We start from the raw sequence: 17,413 nt of genomic DNA, 5'->3' as shown, positions 1-17,413 counted from the left end.
TCTCGTGGCGGGGCCCCCTGGGCGGGCCCGTACGAGTGAGAGGGGCGGGGGCCCCGAAGCATTACGCGGGTTCGCGAAACTTTTTTCCGACGAGCCCACCGACCCTCCTGCCGGGTCCGGCGGGCCGCCGCGCCCGTAGCAGATCCGTGCGCGAATGGGGCGGGTCCGGAGGCAGCGGTCATGGACCGGGCCGACGTCTGGTAGATCTGGATCCCTCCACCCGACCCACGAGCAGATACGGGACGACGGACATGAGCGCCCCAACCCCGGCCCCCGGCGACGACAGGCCCCGCGAAGGGTATTACCCGGACCCGTCCATTCCTGGATATGTCCGGTACTGGAACGGCGCCGCCTGGGTGCCGGGTACGAGCCGTCCGGCGCCCTCCGACGGTGAGCCGCTCGCCCCGCCGCCCGGCTCCGGCCCGTCCGGCGCCGTGGAGGAGACGGGCCCGCACTTCTTCGACGAGGACCCCGCGGGCGACGGCGACGCGGCCAGGCCGGCCGGCGACAACGCCCTGCACGGCATCCGCCCCGAGCCCGCCTCCGCGTGGGGCGCCGACCGCTCCCGCCAGACCGGGTTCGGCGGCGCCAAGGACCGCCGGGTGTCCTGGGGTTCCGCCCCCGGCGCCGACCCGCGTCTCTCCCTCTCGGCCGACACGGGTGGTACGGGGGACACGGGCGGCACCGCCGACGGCACCGGCGGCCCGGCGGGGTTCGGTGACCCCGGGCGGACGGCGAGCACGGACGGCACGGCGACCATCCCGCCGGCGGACAGCGAGGACGAGGCCGGATCCACGCCGGGCACGGTGGTCTTCCGGCGCCCAACCGGCTCCGGGCGCCCGGAGCCGGCCGACGGCGCGGAGCCGCCACCGTCGGACGGCACCATGACGTTCCGCCCGTCCTCCTCGCGCACGGGGCAGCAGGACGGCGCCGCCCCCGCCGCGTTCGGCGCGCCCCTGACTCCGGCCCAGGTCGCGGCCCAGCAGGCGCTGGGCCTCGCCCCGCAGTCCGCCGCGTCCGCGTCGGCACCGTCCGGCCCGCAGCAGGGCCCGCAGGCACCGCCCGGCGCGCAGGACTCCTCGGTGCCTCAGGGTCCGCAGGGTCCGCAGTCGGGCGGTACGGCCCCGGCGGCCCCCGCCGCCCCGGCCGTCCCGGTCCCGCAGCAACCGCAGCCGCAGCAGCCCGCGTTCGGCGGCGCCTTCCCGCCGGCCCCGCAGGCCGGGTCCCCGCAGGCCGCGCCCGCCCCGCACCTCGCGCCGGGCGTGCCCCAGCAGGCCGCGGCCCCGCAGTCCGCCGACACCCCGATGGCCGTCGGCATCGGCGGCGGGCAGCCCTCCTGGGCCCAACAGGTGCATCTGCTGGCCGGGGGCGACGGGGAGCAGCCGGTCGCGCCGTGGAAGCCGGTCGTCGAGGACCCCTTCCAGGCGGCCGCGCGGCGGCAGGCCGAGGCGAGGCCCGCCGGGCTCGGCAGACGGCTGGCCGCCCGGCTGGTGGACAGCCTGGTCGTCGGCGGTGTCACGGCCGCGGCCGCCGTGCCGTTCGGCACCAAGGCGCTCGACCACATCGACGCGAAGATCGACGCGGCCAAGCTCTCCGGCGAGAAGGTCACCGTCTGGCTGGTCGACGGCACGACCTCCGTCTACTTCGGCATCATCCTGGGCGTCCTGTTCCTCGTCAGCGCCCTCTACGAGGTGCTGCCCACCGCCAGGTGGGGCCGCACCCTCGGCAAGCGGCTCTTCGGCATCGAGGTCCGGGACATCGAGGGCCACGAGCCCCCGTCCTTCACGGGCTCACTGCGGCGCTGGCTCGTCCACACGGTCTCCGGGCTGCTCGGCATCGGCGTGATCGGTGTGTTGTGGTGCGTGTGGGACAAGCCGTGGCGCCAGTGCTGGCACGACAAGGCGGCCCACACGTTCGTGGCGGGCGACTAGCGGCACCGCCGCCCCCCGGCCCGTCTCCGCCGCCCCCGGCCCCGTCTCCGCCGTACTCCGGCCCCCGCCTCCCTCCGTACTCCGGACGGCCCCGTGCCGGATGCGGAGGCGGGGGGTTCGCGGTCGACTCGGGCCATGAGTACCGAACCGCCGCCCTTCGGCTCCGGTCAGTCCCCGGACGACGACCCGTTCAGGAAGCAGCAGCCTCCGCCGCAGCAGGGCGGCGGCTCCCCGTACGACCCGCCGCCCCAGCAGCCGCCGTACGGCAGCCAGCCGCCTCCCCAGGGCGGCGGCCCCTACGGCGGTGGTCCCTATGGCGGCGGTCCCTACGGTGGTGACCCCTACGGCGGTGGGGCGTACCCCAACGACCCGCTCTCCGGCATGCCGCCGCTCGCCGACAGCGGCAAGCGGGTGCTCGCGCGGATCATCGACATGATCCTGGTGGGCATCGTCGTGGGCCTGCTGGCCTGGGCGTTCCGGATCAGCCAGTACACGGTGGACTCGGACGACTTCGAGTTCGGCAAGTCCTTCGCCCAGGAGGCGCTCGCGGCGGTCCTCTACATCGCCTACGACACGTACTTCACCGTCAAGAACGGTCAGACCCTCGGCAAGAAGCTGATGAAGCTGCGGGTGGCGGACCTCAACGACGGCTCCACGCCCTCCGTGCGGACCGCGCTGGCCCGCGCGGCGGTGCTGTGGATCCCCTTCGCCTTCTGCTGCGCCTGCATCTGGACGGCGATCGCGGGCGGCTGGAGCTTCTTCGACAAGCCCTACAAGCAGGGCCTGCACGACAAGGCGGCCAAGACGGTGGTGGTCAGCACCGGTTGAGCACGGGGGGCGCACACACGACGACGGCGGGTCCGTGACGCACGGGCCCGCCGAAGCGTTTCAGCAAGCTGTCACCCAGTGCCGGGTCAGGAACCCATCCGCTCGTGCACGGGCTCCCGTACCGCCTCGGACCGCGCGGTCACCCGGCTGCGGGCCGGGGCGACGGCGGCCTCGGGGCGTGCGGCGGGGCGGGCGGAGGCGCCTGGCGCGGACTTGGGCACCGGCACCGTCAGTGCGACGAGCAGACCCAGGGCCAGGGCGGACAGGGCGATCACCGCGATGCCCGCGCCGGAACTCGTCTGTGACAGCAGCAGCATGGCGAGGGTGGACAGGATCACGGTGCAGGAGCCGTAGGCGAGCTGTGCGGTCGTCGGACGAGGCATGGCAATCGTGTCCTCGGGTGGGAATCAAAGGTGAAGCAGTGCAGTCGGCTTGGCTTCTGCCGACCTCCGGCGCTCCGCCAATCGACTCTATTCGCCAGGGTGCCCGAGTGGAACGACGGGTAAGCGTGACCTGACACACGGTGCCGGGTGCACAGGGGGCGCACGGGTTCATGGGGTCCGGCAAGTGGACGCATATGCGCGCCGGTTCGAGAGGTGGGCAGGGGACGGGCGAGCCGCGCGCGTAACGACCGGATAACGAACAAGCGCTTCCTCTGGACGCCGATAATCCACTTGACCTGTCCAAGTCAAGATCTGTTTTTTATGTCGAAACTCCGATCGAATGACGCCACTTGACTACACGCGTATACCGCGCGCGGACTCCTCCACGTTCGGGGCCATCCCCCTTCCGCGCGAACGGTACGCGGGGGAGGAACTCAAGTGACCAGTAGACCCTGGACGTTTCGAGCGGCGGCGATCGGTGTCGCACTCGCCACAGCGGCGGCGACCATGTCCGCCCTGACCGTGGCGCAGGCCGCGGACACCGCTCCGGCGGCGGCCGTCGACCGGCACGACCCGGCGGACCACGAGCACGCCGACGACCACGACCTCGAAGGCCCCCTGAGCAAGACGCAGGAGGCCCAGCGCGAGGAGGCCCTGCGGCAGGTCATATCCGGCGACGCCACGGTGAAGAACCGTGAGGGCTCGCAGGTCGTCCAGCTGAAGAGCAAGAAGGGCAAGAGCAAGTACGTCGAGCTCGGCCGCGAGAAGACCGACAAGATCTTCACGATCCTGGTCGAGTTCGGCGACGAGATCGACAGCCGCTACGGCGGCACCCCCGGCCCGCTGCACAACCAGATAGCGGAGCCGGACCGCACCCAGGACAACTCCACGGCCTGGCAGGCGGACTACGACCAGAAGCACTTCCAGGACCTGTACTTCGGCACCGGCAAGAAGACCGAGTCGATGAAGAAGTACTACGAGAAGCAGTCCTCGGGCCGCTACTCGATCGAGGGCGAGGTCTCGGACTGGGTCAAGGTCCCCTACAACGAGGCCCGCTACGGCAACAACGCCTGTGGCCAGAGCACCTGCTCCAGCGTGTGGAACGTGGTCAGCGACGGTCTCACGTCCTGGGTCGCCCAGCAGAAGGCAGCGGGGCGCACCGACGCGGAGATCAAGGCGGACGTCGCCGAGTTCGACCAGTGGGACCGTTACGACTTCGACGGCGACGGCGACTTCAACGAGCGCGACGGCTACATCGACCACTTCCAGATCGTGCACGCCGGTGAGGACGAGTCCGCCGGCGGCGGCGCGCAGGGCGAGGACGCCATCTGGGCGCACCGCTGGTACGCGTTCGGCTCGGACGCCGGCGCGACGGGCCCCGACGGCAACAAGCTCGGCGGCGCCAAGATCGGTGACACCGGCATCTGGGTCGGCGACTACACCATCCAGCCGGAGAACGGCGGACTCGGTGTCTTCGCCCACGAGTACGGCCACGACCTCGGTCTGCCGGACCACTACGACACCCAGGGCGGCGACAACTCCACCGGCTTCTGGACCCTGATGTCCTCCGGTTCCTGGCTCGGCACCGGCAAGGAGGCCATCGGCGACCTCCCCGGCGACATGACCGCCTGGGACAAGCTGCAGCTGGGCTGGCTCAACTACGACACGGCGAAGGCCGCGACGAAGTCGAAGCACAAGCTCGGTGTGGCGGAGTACAACACCAAGGACAAGCAGGCCCTCGTGGTCGAGCTGCCGAAGAAGAAGGTCACCACCGAGATCGTCGAGCCGGCGCAGGGTTCGACCCAGTGGTGGAGCGGCAGCGGTGACAACCTCTCCAACACGCTGACCCGTTCCGTGGACCTCACGGGCAAGTCCTCGGCCGCGCTGACCCTGGACGGCTGGTACGACATCGAGGCCGAGTTCGACTACCTCTACACCGAGGTGTCGACCGACGGCGGCGCCAACTGGACCGCGATCGACGGCACGGTGGACGGCGCGGCGATCCCGCGCGACGCCAGCGGCAAGCCCGCGCTGACCGGTTCCTCCGCCGCGTACAAGAAGCTGTCGTACTCCCTGGACGCCTACGCGGGCCAGAAGTTCGACCTCCGCTTCCGCTACCAGACCGACGGCGGCGTGGCCCCCAAGGGCTTCGCGGCCGACTCGATCACCGTGACCGCCGACGGTTCCGCCGTCTTCTCGGACGACGCGGAGAGCGCGGACGCGGCCTGGGCCACGAAGGGCTTCTCCCGCATCGGCGCGTCGATCACGGACGACTACGCGCAGTACTACATCGCCGAGAACCGTCAGTACGTGTCGTACGACAAGACGCTGAAGGTCGGCCCGTACAACTTCGGCTTCTCGACCACGCGTCCGTCCTGGGTGGAGCACTTCCCGTACCAGAACGGTCTGTTGATCTGGAAGTGGGACACCTCGCAGGCGGACAACAACACCAGCGTGCACCCCGGTACGGGTCTGCTCCTGCCGGTCGACTCGCACCCGGCGGCGCTGAAGTGGGCCGACGGCACGGTGATGCGCAGCCGGATCCAGTCCTACGACTCGCCCTTCAGCCTCTACCGCACGGACGGTCTGAAGCTGCACAAGGCGGACGTGCTGACGAGGATCCCGTCGTCGAAGGGTGTGTCCACGTTCAACGACCGGACCAGCACCTACTACGACGAGGCGACCCCGCTCGCCGGTGTCAAGATCACTGACACCAACACCAAGATCAAGATCGTCAAGGAGGCCAAGGACGGCTCCACGATCTCGGTCCAGGTCGGCCCCGCGGTGAAGTAAGCAGTATTTTCGCAGGTCAGAGCATGTTCGGCCGTGACCCTCTTGGCGGGTCGCGGCCGGACGTGTTTAGGTGCGGGGTGTGGCCTTCTTATTGACACTGACGCGCACGGGGGTGTGACCTGCATGGCCGCAGGAGGTTTCTGCAAGCTGCCGGACGGCAATGTGGTCGTCGCCCTGAACCTGCCCGGGGCGACCACTCCGGGCACTCCGGGCACGCCGTGGGCTCCGTCGGACGACGGCTCCGTGCGGGTTCTCGTCCTGGCCGCGAACCGCGCCCGGGCCCTGACCCGGCTGCGCAACCTGGGCATGCGGGCGATCTATCTCCGCGGCAACGCGGCGCCCCCGACCCTGGACGAGATCACGGCCGTGCTGCACCACCCGGACGGCCTGATATGGCGCACGTCCCCGGTCTGCCCGGCCTCGACCACCCCGGAGCTGTGGCACCCGATCAGAGCGCTCCTGAGGAGGCCGCCGGCCCCGGTGTGACCGGACAGGGCCCCCTCCTCGGGGGCTACACGACCGGCTTGCCCGACAGCTCCACGCCCGCCTCGCGCAGCTCCTCCAGGGCCCGCTCGGTGGTCTCCTCGGCCACACCGGCGGTCAGGTCCAGGAGGACCTGGGTGCGGAAGCCCTCGCGTGCGGCGTCCAGGGCGGTGGCGCGTACGCAGTGGTCCGTGGCGATGCCGACGACGTCGACCTCGGTGATGTCCCGGGCCCGGAGCCAGTCGGCGAGCGCGGCCCCGTTCTCGTCGGCGCCCTCGAAGCCGCTGTACGCCGCCGCGTACGCCCCCTTGTCGAACACGGCGTCCACCGCGCCGGAGGCGACCGCCGGGGCGAAGTTCGGGTGGAAGCCCACCCCCTCCGTACCGGCCACACAGTGCGCCGGCCAGGAGTGGACGTAGTCGGGGTTGTCGGAGAAGTGGCCACCGGGTGCGATGTGGTGGTCACGGGTGGCCACCACGTGCTGGTAGCCGGGACCGGCCGCCTGGCCGATCAGCTCGGTGATGGCGGCGGCCACATCGGCACCGCCGGCCACCGCGAGGCTGCCCCCCTCGCAGAAGTCGTTCTGCACGTCGACGACGATCAAGGCGCGGCGCATGGTGTCGGTGTCCTTCGACTCTTCGGTGCTCGGCTGTGGGTGTGGATGTGGATGCGGTGGGAAACTGCGAACTTCCGAGCCTAGAGACTTCGAGAGCTGTTCGGGAGGGGGCATCCGGCGCTCGCCCGTGGCGCGGGCCGGAGCACGGACCCACCACGCGGGCGCTCGGGGGCTCGCGGGAGAGCGCGCCGGGCACATTCACTCCGGCCCACCCCCAGCGTGCCCCCGCCCGCTCTCCCGCACGTCCCCGAGCGGCTCAGACGTACTCCGTCGGGATGACCGCCTCGCCGCGCGACAGCTGCGTCGCCGACAGCGGCAGACCGGCCCGCGCGGTCGCGTGCCGTTCGCGTACGACGTCCAGGGGCTCCCGGTGGAGCACCCGGCCGCCCTCGACCAGCGGGACGAGCAGCTGACGCTCCCGGAGGTCGTCCGGCACCGGCCCGGTGCCGATCACCTCGGCCTCCGCCACCCCGTGCTCGTCCAGCCGCCGGGCCGCCCACTTGCGGCCCCCCACGGACGTCTTCCCGCCGCTGGACTTCTTCGCCACCGGCACCAGCGGGGCCGTGGGGTCCGCGGACTCCGCCCGGGCGACGAGCTTGTAGACCATCGAGCAGGTCGGGTGCCCCGAGCCGGTCACCAGCTGGGTCCCGACGCCGTACGCGTCCACCGGCGCCGCCGCCAGCGAGGCGATGGCGTACTCGTCGAGGTCCGAGGTCACGATGATCCGGGTGTCCGTCGCGCCCAGCTCGTCCAGCTGCTGCCGCACCCGGTGGGCGACGAGGAGCAGATCACCGGAGTCGATGCGCACGGCGCCGAGCTCTGGCCCGGCGATCTCCACGGCCGTCCGTACGGCCTCGGCGACGTCGTACGTGTCGACGAGCAGCGTGGTGTTCCGGCCCAGCGAGTCCACCTGGGCCTGGAAGGCGTCCCGCTCGCGGTCGTGGAGCAGGGTGAAGGCGTGGGCGCTGGTGCCGACGGTCGGGATGCCGTAGCGGAAGCCGGCCGCCAGGTCCGAGGTGGAGGTGAAGCCGCCGACGTACGCGGCGCGCGAGGCGGCCACGGCGGCCAGCTCGTGCGTGCGCCGGGCGCCCATCTCGATCAGCGGGCGCCCCCCGGCGGCGCTGGACATCCGGGAGGCGGCGGCCGCGATCGCCGAGTCGTGGTTGAGGATGGACAGGATCACGGTCTCCAGGAGCACGCACTCCGCGAAGGTGCCCTCGACCCGCATGATCGGCGAGCCCGGGAAGTACACCTCGCCCTCCTGGTAGCCCCAGACGTCCCCGCTGAAGCGGTAGCCGGCGAGCCAGTCGAGGGTCTCGGCGTTGACGATGGAGCGCTCGCGCAGGAAGCCGAGGACGCCCGGGTCGAATCGGAAGTTCTCCACGGCGTCCAGCACCCGTCCGGTGCCGGCGACCACGCCGTACCGGCGTCCCTCCGGCAGCCGCCGGGTGAAGACCTCGAACACCGAGCGCCGCTCGGCCGTGCCGGCCTTCAACGCGGCCTGCAGCATCGTGAGTTCGTACTGGTCCGTGAAGAGCGCGGTCGAGGGGACGTCGACCGGCAAACCGAGGTCCGCTGTGTTCATGGCAAGGGATCGTACTCCCATTTCGTCAGTCTGACGATTTCTGTTCGGGATCTTCGGCGGATCTCCGGTCGGTCCTCGCGGATCCTCGGTCGACCGTTCCCCGTCGGCCCTGGTCGGAGGGCCGCATTTGTGCGGGCACCCCCCTGTGGTGGCAGCATGGGCCGTGTGACGGCAGCCGTACCCATGGAGATCGAGAAGACCGAATCGGCGGAGGAGGTCTTCGCCGTACCCGAGCCCGACGTGCCGTGGGTGACGATCGTCCACAACGACCCGGTGAACCTCATGAGCTATGTGACGTATGTCTTCCAGACGTACTTCGGGTACCCGAAGGACAAAGCCACCAAGCTCATGCTCGACGTCCACCACAAGGGCCGCGCGGTCGTCTCCAGCGGAACACGCGAGGAGATGGAACGCGACGTGCAGGCCATGCACGGCTACGGTCTGTGGGCCACCCTCCAGCAGGACCGGAAGTAGCGACGCACCTGATGCCAGGACAATTCGAATCGCTCCCCGGCGGCGGCGCGGCCGTCGCCCTCGACGAGGTCGAGATCTCCATCATCCGCTCGCTGGCGGTGCAGCTCCTGGAGCTGATCGGCCCGGGGCCCGCCGAGGACGCCGGCGACGACCCGCTCGCCGAACTCTTCGCCGAGGGCCCGAGCGAACCACCCAAGGACCCCGTCCTGCTCCGGCTGTTCCCGGACGCCTACAGCGACCCCGAGGGCACCCCGACGGCCCGGGAGGCGGAGGAGCAGCGGGCGTACTCCTCGGAGTTCCGCCGCTTCACCGAGAACGACCTGCGGGCCGGCAAGCGCGACAACGCCCTCGCGGTGATCCACTCCCTGGACGCGCTGGCCGCGACCGGTGAGGGCGGGGCCGTGCTGAAGCTGTCGGCGGAGGAGTCCCGGCGCTGGCTCGGCTGCCTCAACGACCTGCGCCTGGCCATCGGCTCCCGGCTCGACGTCGTCGACGAGGAGGACACCGACCTCCTCTACCGCCTCCCGGACGAGGACCCGCGCAAGCCGATGGTGATGGCGTACCTGTGGCTGGGCGGCCTCCAGGACTCGCTCGTCGCGACGCTGATGCCCTGAGAAGTCCGGGACGTACGCCTGGGAAACCCGTGATGTGCCCCTGAGGTGGTCGTTCGGTGTTCGCTGGGTGTTCGCTCAGAGGACACTCAAATCCGGATAACGATCGCGTCACCGCGCCCGCGAGGGATGCCCTCGCGGGCGTTTTTTGTCCGGTTCTCCCTGTGTCGTGCGCCACACGGCATCCGGCCGATCACTGTTGCGGGCGTGTTAAATCTTCCAGACCGCCCGACGGACGCCACCCATGTCCGCTCGGGTGCGCCACCGAGTCGGCCATCTCCGACCAGGCACTGCTCCATCACATCCGGGGGGATCGGAACCCGATCCGGGGTCGACGAACGGCCCGGATCGGCCCAGCGTGGAGAAAGGCGCACCACACATGACCTCCGCTCAGGTCAACAAGAACGGCGACGAAGCCGTGCGCGGCGACGCACCCGAAGAGGGGTACGAGCGCGGGCTCGGCAGCCGTCAGGTCCAGATGATCGCGATCGGCGGCGCCATCGGCGTCGGCCTCTTCCTGGGAGCCGGGGCGAACATCGCCAAGGCCGGCCCCAGTCTGATCTTCATGTACGCCCTCGCCGGCGTCATCATCTTCTTCATCATGCGGGCGCTCGGCGAGCTGCTGCTGTACCGCCCGGTCTCGGGCTCCTTCGCGGAGTACTCCCGCGAGTTCCTCGGCCCGTTCTTCGGCTACTTCACCGGCTGGACGTACTGGCTGATGTGGGTCGTCACCGGCATGGCCGAACTCACGGCCGCCGCGATCTACGTCAACTACTGGTGGCCCCAGATCCCGCAATGGGTCACCGCCCTGGTCTTCCTGGTGATCCTCTTCGGCGCCAACCTGATCTCGGTGAAGCTCTTCGGCGAGATCGAGTTCTGGTTCTCGATGGTCAAGGTCACCGCCCTGCTCGGCATGATCGTGATCGGTCTCGGCGTCCTCACCTTCGGCTTCAGCGCCGCCGGCGACACCGCCGCCGTCTCCAACCTCTGGGCCTACGACGGCTTCTTCCCCAAGGGCATCGGTTCCTCCCTGATGACCCTCCAGGGCGTGATGTTCGCCTACCTCGCCGTCGAGCTGGTCGGCGTCACCGCCGGTGAGTCGGAGAACCCGGAGAAGACCCTCCCCAAGGCCATCAACACCCTGCCCTGGCGGATCGCGCTCTTCTACGTCGGCGCCCTCACCGTCATCCTCTGCGTGGTGAAGTGGACCGAGTTCGCGCCCGGCGTGAGCCCCTTCGTGGCGGCCTTCGCCAAGATCGGCATCCCGGCCGGCGCCGCCATCGTCAACTTCGTGGTGCTGACGGCGGCCCTGTCCTCCTGCAACTCCGGCATGTACTCCACCGGCCGCATGCTGCGCACCCTCGCGGACAACGGCGAGGCCCCGCGCGTCTTCAGCAGGCTGTCGTCGACGAAGACCCCGGCGTTCGGCATCACCGTCTCCGTGCTCTGCATGGGCATCGGCGTGATCCTGAACTACATCGTCCCGGAGAAGGCCTTCGGCTACGTCGTCTCCGTCGCCACCGCCGCCGGCATCTGGACCTGGCTGATGATCCTGATCAGCCACGTCCTCTACCGCCGCGCGGTCGACGCCGGCCGCCTGCCCGCCTCGTCCTTCCCCGCCCCCGGCGGCGCGAAGTGCAGCTGGGTCGCCATCGTCTTCCTGCTCTTCGTCACCTGCCTCATCGCCTACGACGCCGACTCCCGCGTCTGCCTCTACGTCATGGCGGGCTGGGCGGCGGCCCTCGGCATCGGCTGGGCCGTGCTGAAGACCCGCAACCCCGAGGTCACCGAGCGCCGCGACCCGGAGTTCGAGAAGGTCGGCTGACCAGGCACCCCAAGGGCCCACGCGGCCCTGGTCCCAGCATGTGGGCTGTTCCGTACCACCCCCCGGTACGGAACAGCCCTTCTGCTTATCCTGGCGAGCATGCTGACCATCACCCAGGACCTCGTCGACCGGATCGTCGCCCACGCGCGCAAGGACCACCCCGACGAGGCGTGCGGCGTCGTCGCCGGACCGGCGGGCTCGGACCGCCCCGAGCGCTTCATCCCGATGCTGAACGCGGCCATGTCGCCCACGTTCTACGAGTTCGACTCGGGCGACCTGCTCAAGCTGTACCGCGAGATGGACGACCGCGACGAGGAGCCCGTGGTCATCTACCACTCCCACACCGCCACCGAGGCCTACCCCTCGCGCACCGACATCTCCTACGCCAACGAGCCGGGCGCCCACTACGTCCTGGTCTCCACCGCCGACACCGACGGCCTCGGCGACTTCCAGTTCCGCTCGTACCGGATCGTCGAGGGCGAGGTCACCGAGGAGGAAGTGAAGATCGTCGACGCGTACTGAACCGTCGACGACCCGGGTTCGCGGCTACGGTGGTCATGCCCATGCGTACGCACGCGCACGCACCCAACGGCCCGCGACGGAGACGGTGTTGACACAGCAGACGCGACGACTGCCCGGCCGGCGCCCCACCCTCGACGACGTGGCACGCGGCTCGGGGGTCTCGAAGTCGACCGTGTCACGGGTGATCAACGGCGAGGACAAGGTGCGCGCGGCGGTCGTCGAACGGGTCCGGGAGGTCATCGCCGAACTGGGCTACGTACCGAACTCCGCCGCCCGCCAGCTGGTCACCCGCCGCAACAACGCCATCGCCGTCGTCGCCAGCCAGCCGCAGAACCGGCTCTTCATCGACCCCTTCTTCGACCTCCACCTCCGGGGCATCCGCAAGGAACTGGTGGCCCACGGCGCCCAGCCCGTCCTGCTCTTCCTGGAGGAGCCCGAGGAGTACCCCAGGGTCGGCGACTTCCTGGGCGGCGGCCACGTCGACGGCGCCCTGCTGTTCTCCCTGCGCGCCGACGACCCGCTGCCCGGCATGATCGACCGGCTCGGCCTGCCCGCCGTCTTCGGCGGCCGCCCGCTGGTCCGCGACGGCGAACCCGCGCACGACCGCGTGTACGTCGACGCCGACAACCGGGGCGGCGCCCGCGCGGCCGTCCGCCACCTGGTCGCCCAGGGCCGCGAACGCGTCGCGACCATCACCGGCCCCGTCGGCCAGGAGGCCTCGGCCCTCGACCGCCTGGACGGCTACCGGGACGTCCTGCCGCACGCGTCGCCTCTCCTGGTCGAACACTCCGACTACACCCGGCAGGGCGGTGTCGACGCCATGACCGCGCTGCTCGACCGCCGCCCCGACCTGGACGCCGTCTTCGTCGCCTCCGACCTCATGGCCTCCGGCGCGCTCCAGGTGCTGCGCGAGCGGGGCCGACAGGTGCCCGACGACGTGGCCGTCGTCGGCTTCGACGACCTCGCGCCCATCGCCGAGCACACCGATCCGCCGCTGACCACCGTCCACCAGGACATCGAGGGCATGGGCCGGCTGATGGCCCGGCTGCTGTTCGACCACACGGACGACGGGACGGCGGCCGGCGGGGCCACGGCACCCGGCCCCCAGTCCTCGGTGATCACCCCGACCCGGCTGGTCGTACGGCGCTCCGCCTGAAGCCGTGCGGCGCTCCGCCTGAAGCCGTGCGGCGGTCCGCCCGAGCGGGTGACCGTACGGCCGCTGAGGTGCGTGGTCTCACTCCCCGGCCCGAAAACGTCCGGCATGTGGGATCACACTCCGGGACCCGGACCGGGAATCGATACGATGAGCGCATGGTTCTTGACGACGTGAGCGAGAAGACGCCGGGCGCACTGCTCGTGGCGCGGCTGCACGTCGACCTGTGCAGGCTTGCCAGCGCCATCTGTTGACGCCGATCCTGCCGCCGTACGGCCGTGAGCCGCGGCGCTCACCCGTGTGACCACGCACCCCCGCGCGTCGCGCCGCCGCGCGCCCACCGACCCGACCACTCCCGACAGGAGCCGCACACCATGGCCATCGAGGTCCGCATCCCCACCATCCTCCGCCAGTACACCGACGGTCAGAAGGCGGTGGAGGGGGCCGGTGCCACCCTCGCCGAGCTGTTCACCGACCTGGAGAGCCGCCACACGGGCATCCACGCCCGCATCGTGGACGGCGGTGAACTGCGCCGCTTCGTCAACGTCTACCTGAACGACGAGGACGTCCGCTTCCTGGAGGGCATCAACACCAAGCTGTCCGACGGCGACAACGTGACGATCCTGCCGGCGGTGGCCGGCGGCATGGCCTGATCACCCATGCGCTACGACTCCCCGCTGGCCGCGGTGGGCAACACCCCTCTGGTGTGCCTGCCGCGGCTCTCGCCGTCCGCCGACGTCCGGATCTGGGCGAAGCTGGAGGACCGCAACCCGACGGGCTCGGTCAAGGACCGCCCCGCCCTGCACATGATCGAACAGGCGGAGAAGGACGGCCGGCTGACCCCCGGCTGCACGATCCTGGAGCCCACCTCGGGCAACACGGGCATCTCCCTCGCCATGGCGGCCAAGCTCAAGGGCTACCGCATGGTCTGCGTCATGCCCGAGAACACCTCGCAGGAGCGGCGTGAGCTGCTCGCCATGTGGGGCGCCGAGATCATCCCGTCCCCGGCCGCCGGCGGCTCCAACACGGCCGTACGCGTCGCCAAGGAACTCTCCGCCGAGCACCCCGACTGGGTGATGCTCTACCAGTACGGCAACCCCGACAACGCGGGTGCCCACTACGCGACGACCGGCCCGGAGATCCTCGCCGACCTGCCCTCCATCACGCACTTCGTGGCGGGCCTCGGCACCACCGGCACCCTGATGGGCGTCGGCCGCTACCTGCGCGAGCAGAAGCCGGACGTCAGGATCGTCGCCGCAGAGCCGCGCTACGACGACCTCGTGTACGGCCTGCGCAACCTCGACGAGGGGTTCGTGCCGGAGCTCTACGACGCGTCCGTCCTCACCACCCGCTTCTCCGTCGGCTCCGCCGACGCGGTGACCCGTACGCGGGAGCTGCTGCAGCAGGAGGGCATCTTCGCGGGCGTCTCCACGGGGGCCGCGCTGCACGCCGCGATCGGAGTCGGCAACAAGGCGGTCAAGTCCGGCGAGCCGGCCGACATCGTCTTCGTCGTCGCCGACGGCGGCTGGAAGTACCTGTCGACCGGCGTCTACACCGCCGCGACGACGGAGGAGGCCATCGAGACACTGCAGGGCCAGCTCTGGGCGTAGGGCGCCTTGCAGCTCGGGGGTGCGGGTTTCGTCGGCGGGTGCGGCTCCGGTGGGGCGTCTCGCGCAGTTCCCCGCGCCCCTGAAAAGCAGGGGCTGCGCCCCGTGCTTTTCAGGCCCGCAGGGCCGTGGTCTTTCAGGCCCGCAGGGGCCTGATGTTTTCAGGGGCGCGGGGAACTGCGTGAGAAGCCCCACGCACCCGCACCCGCGCGCCGGCGAAGGCCCCGGACCAGCCGAACCGGTGACAGCACAGGTGAGTTCGCCCACAACGGCCCCTGGCGGAGGAGCGACGCACCCTTTTGCGCCTTACGCTCAACGGACCGCACCACTCGTGTTGCACCCATGTCCGTCCTTCGCAACCCCGCCAACTGCAATCCGCAACTCGTCTGCACGTCACGACTGACACGACTGTCACGACTTCACGCCAGCGCGGAGGTTACAGCTCCTATGAAGCTCACCGTCGTCGGCTGCTCGGGGTCGTTCCCGTCCGCGGAATCGGCCTGTTCGAGCTACCTCGTAGAGGCCGACGGCTTCCGGCTGCTCCTCGACATGGGCAACGGTGCCCTCGGCGAGCTGCAGCGCCACTGCGGTCTCTACGACCTCGACGCGATCTTCCTCAGCCATCTGCACGCCGACCACTGCATCGACATGTGCGCGTACTTCGTCGCACGGTACTACCGCCATGACGGCGGCCGCTGCGACCCCCTCCCGGTCTACGGACCCGAGGGCACCGAACAGCGCCTCACCACGGCCTACGCCGACACCCCGTCGGCCTCCTCCATGAGCGAGGTCTTCGACTTCCACACCGTCAAGCCGAGCACGTTCGAGATCGGCCCCTTCACCGTCCACACGGAGCGGGTCGCCCACCCCGTCGAGGCGTACGGCATCCGCATCGAACACGGTGGCCGGGTGCTGACCTACTCCGGGGACACCGGGGTCACCGACACCCTGGACGAACTGGCCCGCGACGCCGACCTGTTCCTCTGCGAGGCCGCCTTCACCCACGGCAAGGAGAACATCCCGGACCTCCACCTCAACGGCCGCGAGGCCGGGGAGACGGCCACCCGGGCGGGCGCCCGCCGTCTGGTCCTCACCCACATCCCGCCGTGGACCGACCCGCAGATCAACCTGGCCGACGCCCGCGAGGTGTACGACGGCCCGGTGGAGCTGGCGGTGCCCAGGACGTCGTACGAGATCTGAGCCCGCAGGGACGAAGAGGGCCCCCGGGAGCCGCATGCTCCGGGGGCCCGACCTCGTTCGGTGCCGGCTTACGCCTTCTCGCTTTCGCCTGCTGCCTACGCCTTCGTGAGGTCCTCGATCTCCTCCTCGGGCTCGCGGCCCGGGGTGGGGAGGTTGAACCTGACGATGGCGAAGCGGAAGACGACGTAGTAGATGACGCCGAACACCAGGCCGATGGGGACGATCAGCCAGGGTTTGGTGGCCAGGTTCCAGTTCAGGGCGTAGTCGATGAAGCCGGCGGAGAAGTTGAAGCCGGCGTGGACGCCCAGCGCCCAGGTGATGGCCATGGAGAGCGCGGTCAGCAGCGCGTGGATCACGTAGAGGAGCGGGGCGATGAACATGAACGAGAACTCGATCGGCTCGGTCACGCCCGTGACGAAGGACGTCAGGGCGAGCGAGACCATCATGCCCGTGACGACCTTGCGGCGCTCGGGGCGGGCGGTGTGGGCGATGGCCAGGGCCGCGGCCGGGAGGCCGAACATCATGATCGGGAAGAAGCCGGACATGAACATCCCGGCGGTCGGGTCACCGGCCAGGTAGCGGCTCAGGTCGCCGTGCGAGACGACGCCGGCGGCGTCCTTGAACTCACCGAGCTGGAACCACGCCACCGTGTTGACGAACTGGTGCATGCCGATCGGGATGAGCGCCCGGTTGATCGCGCCGAACAGGGCCGCGCCGGCCGAACCGAGGCCGGTCATCCACTCGCCGAAGCTGCCGATGGCCTCACCGATCGGCTCCCAGACCAGGCCGAAGAAGACACCGACCGCGACACCGACGAAGGCCATGATGATCGGCACCAGGCGGCGGCCGTTGAAGAAGCCGAGCCAGTCCGGCAGCTTCTTGCGGTGGTACCGCTGCCACAGGACCGCCGAGAGCAGACCCATGACGATGCCGCCGAGGACCCCGGGGTTGTTGTACGTCGCGGCGATGTCCGCGCCCTTGGCGATCTTGGCCTCGGTCACCGGGAACGCTTCCAGGACCTTGCTGTAGACCAGGAAGCCCACGAGCGCGGCGAGGGCGGTCGAGCCGTCGGACTTCTTGGCGAAGCCGATCGCGACGCCGATGCAGAAGAGCATCGCGAGGTTGCCGGTGATGGCGCCGCCCGCCTTGTCGAAGACCGCGGCGACCTTGTCCCAGCCGAGGCCGTCGGCCCCGAAGACGTCCGGCTGGCCGAGCCGGACCAGCAGGCCGGCGGCCGGCAGTACGGCGATCGGCAGCTGCAGACTGCGGCCGACCTTCTGCAGGCCCTGCATCAGGCCTGATCCCCACTTCTTCGCAGGGGCCGCCGAGGGCGCGGTGGCGGTGCTCATAGACTTCCTCCATCGGGTGGTGGTCTACACCACTCAGTGGTGTAGACCTGTTG

The 17,413-nt window shown here is 70.4% G+C and carries 17 protein-coding genes; 13 read left to right on the top strand and 4 right to left on the bottom strand.

Annotated elements, in window-relative coordinates:
• Nucleotides 1-251: 251 nt before the first annotated feature.
• Complete coding sequence (locus L3078_RS17730) at nucleotides 252-1,931, top strand: RDD family protein (RefSeq protein ID WP_239754784.1); 1,680 nt, start codon at nucleotides 252-254, stop codon at nucleotides 1,929-1,931.
• A 135-nt stretch (nucleotides 1,932-2,066) separates the two neighbouring features.
• The gene (locus tag L3078_RS17725; protein WP_239754783.1) at nucleotides 2,067-2,759 is read left to right on the top strand and encodes an RDD family protein; all 693 of its coding nucleotides are present in this window, start codon (nucleotides 2,067-2,069) and stop codon (nucleotides 2,757-2,759) included.
• Between the two features lie 86 nt (nucleotides 2,760-2,845).
• On the opposite strand, the gene L3078_RS17720 is transcribed toward L3078_RS17725, so the two are convergent.
• Nucleotides 2,846-3,142, bottom strand: coding sequence for a hypothetical protein (locus tag L3078_RS17720; protein WP_239754782.1), 297 nt, complete (start codon nucleotides 3,140-3,142; stop codon nucleotides 2,846-2,848).
• A 438-nt stretch (nucleotides 3,143-3,580) separates the two neighbouring features.
• On the opposite strand from L3078_RS17720, the gene L3078_RS17715 reads away from it, so the two are divergent.
• Together L3078_RS17715 and L3078_RS17710 are read left to right on the top strand one after the other, a co-directional pair.
• Nucleotides 3,581-5,935 carry an immune inhibitor A domain-containing protein gene (locus tag L3078_RS17715; protein WP_239754781.1) on the top strand — a complete coding sequence of 785 codons (2,355 nt, stop codon included), beginning with the start codon at nucleotides 3,581-3,583 and terminating at the stop codon, nucleotides 5,933-5,935.
• Between the two features lie 123 nt (nucleotides 5,936-6,058).
• On the top strand, nucleotides 6,059-6,421 hold the full coding sequence (locus tag L3078_RS17710) for a hypothetical protein (protein ID WP_239754780.1): 363 nt from the start codon (nucleotides 6,059-6,061) through the stop codon (nucleotides 6,419-6,421).
• A 25-nt stretch (nucleotides 6,422-6,446) separates the two neighbouring features.
• Here L3078_RS17710 and L3078_RS17705 read toward each other — a convergent pair whose 3' ends face one another.
• Together L3078_RS17705 and L3078_RS17700 are read right to left on the bottom strand one after the other, a co-directional pair.
• The gene (locus tag L3078_RS17705) at nucleotides 6,447-7,034 is read right to left on the bottom strand and encodes an isochorismatase family protein (RefSeq protein WP_239754779.1); all 588 of its coding nucleotides are present in this window, start codon (nucleotides 7,032-7,034) and stop codon (nucleotides 6,447-6,449) included.
• A 256-nt stretch (nucleotides 7,035-7,290) separates the two neighbouring features.
• Nucleotides 7,291-8,619, bottom strand: a complete 1,329-nt coding sequence (locus L3078_RS17700) for a nicotinate phosphoribosyltransferase (RefSeq protein ID WP_239754778.1) — start codon at nucleotides 8,617-8,619, stop codon at nucleotides 7,291-7,293.
• Nucleotides 8,620-8,775: 156 nt separating this feature from the next.
• On the opposite strand from L3078_RS17700, the gene clpS reads away from it, so the two are divergent.
• The 9 genes from clpS (at nucleotide 8,776) to L3078_RS17660 (ending at nucleotide 16,011) form a co-directional block, all read left to right on the top strand.
• A complete protein-coding gene (clpS, locus tag L3078_RS17695) occupies nucleotides 8,776-9,093 on the top strand; it encodes an ATP-dependent Clp protease adapter ClpS (RefSeq protein WP_215455760.1) in 318 nt (105 codons plus the stop codon).
• Between the two features lie 11 nt (nucleotides 9,094-9,104).
• A complete protein-coding gene (locus L3078_RS17690; protein ID WP_239754777.1) occupies nucleotides 9,105-9,707 on the top strand; it encodes a DUF2017 domain-containing protein in 603 nt (200 codons plus the stop codon).
• Nucleotides 9,708-10,083: 376 nt separating this feature from the next.
• Nucleotides 10,084-11,529, top strand: coding sequence for an amino acid permease (locus L3078_RS17685; protein ID WP_239754776.1), 1,446 nt, complete (start codon nucleotides 10,084-10,086; stop codon nucleotides 11,527-11,529).
• Nucleotides 11,530-11,628: 99 nt separating this feature from the next.
• Complete coding sequence (locus L3078_RS17680; RefSeq protein ID WP_239754775.1) at nucleotides 11,629-12,051, top strand: M67 family metallopeptidase; 423 nt, start codon at nucleotides 11,629-11,631, stop codon at nucleotides 12,049-12,051.
• 88 nt (nucleotides 12,052-12,139) lie between these two features.
• Nucleotides 12,140-13,207, top strand: a complete 1,068-nt coding sequence (locus tag L3078_RS17675; protein WP_239754774.1) for a LacI family DNA-binding transcriptional regulator — start codon at nucleotides 12,140-12,142, stop codon at nucleotides 13,205-13,207.
• A gap of 155 nt (nucleotides 13,208-13,362) precedes the next feature.
• A complete protein-coding gene (locus tag L3078_RS44745) occupies nucleotides 13,363-13,458 on the top strand; it encodes a putative leader peptide (RefSeq protein WP_309474684.1) in 96 nt (31 codons plus the stop codon).
• Nucleotides 13,459-13,578: 120 nt separating this feature from the next.
• Nucleotides 13,579-13,857 carry a MoaD/ThiS family protein gene (locus tag L3078_RS17670; protein WP_013003250.1) on the top strand — a complete coding sequence of 93 codons (279 nt, stop codon included), beginning with the start codon at nucleotides 13,579-13,581 and terminating at the stop codon, nucleotides 13,855-13,857.
• 6 nt (nucleotides 13,858-13,863) lie between these two features.
• Nucleotides 13,864-14,814: a PLP-dependent cysteine synthase family protein gene (locus L3078_RS17665; protein ID WP_239754773.1), complete on the top strand. Its 951-nt coding sequence runs from the start codon at nucleotides 13,864-13,866 to the stop codon at nucleotides 14,812-14,814.
• Nucleotides 14,815-15,258: 444 nt separating this feature from the next.
• Nucleotides 15,259-16,011 carry an MBL fold metallo-hydrolase gene (locus tag L3078_RS17660; protein WP_239754772.1) on the top strand — a complete coding sequence of 251 codons (753 nt, stop codon included), beginning with the start codon at nucleotides 15,259-15,261 and terminating at the stop codon, nucleotides 16,009-16,011.
• 95 nt (nucleotides 16,012-16,106) lie between these two features.
• Here the strand turns inward: L3078_RS17660 and L3078_RS17655 are convergent, their stop codons facing one another.
• Nucleotides 16,107-17,360 (bottom strand): PTS transporter subunit EIIC, encoded by a 1,254-nt coding sequence (locus L3078_RS17655; protein WP_239754771.1) that lies wholly within the window; start codon nucleotides 17,358-17,360, stop codon nucleotides 16,107-16,109.
• Nucleotides 17,361-17,413: the final 53 nt, after the last annotated feature.

The organism is Streptomyces deccanensis (assembly GCF_022385335.1).
GTDB lineage: Bacteria > Actinomycetota > Actinomycetes > Streptomycetales > Streptomycetaceae > Streptomyces > Streptomyces deccanensis.
This window is presented reverse-complemented; position numbering and strand designations above follow the sequence as displayed.